Raw genomic sequence first — 244 nt, 5'->3', positions numbered from 1 at the left:
CGCCGTGGCCGACTACACCACCAGCGCCACCGCCGAGGCGCAGGACAACCTGAAGCGCATGGACGAGACCATGCAGCACATGGTGGCGGCCACCGATTCGATCAGCGCCAAACTGGCCGCGCTATCCGAGAAGGCCTCCAACATCAACAGCGTGCTGACCACCATCACCAAGGTGGCCGACCAGACCAACATCCTGTCGCTGAACGCGGCCATCGAGGCCGAGAAGGCCGGCGAAGCCGGGCGC

At 66.0% G+C, this 244-nt stretch carries 1 protein-coding gene; it reads left to right on the top strand.

Annotated features, from left to right (window positions below; genetic code table 11):
* Nucleotides 1–244, top strand: a 244-nt coding sequence (locus AC6H42_RS20860; RefSeq protein WP_497548857.1) for a methyl-accepting chemotaxis protein, incomplete at both ends; no start/stop codon positions are given.

Source organism: Massilia sp. NBRC 108631 (assembly GCF_059704565.1).
The sequence above is the reverse complement of the archived record's forward strand: the minus strand, read 5'-3'. Positions and strand labels throughout refer to the sequence as shown.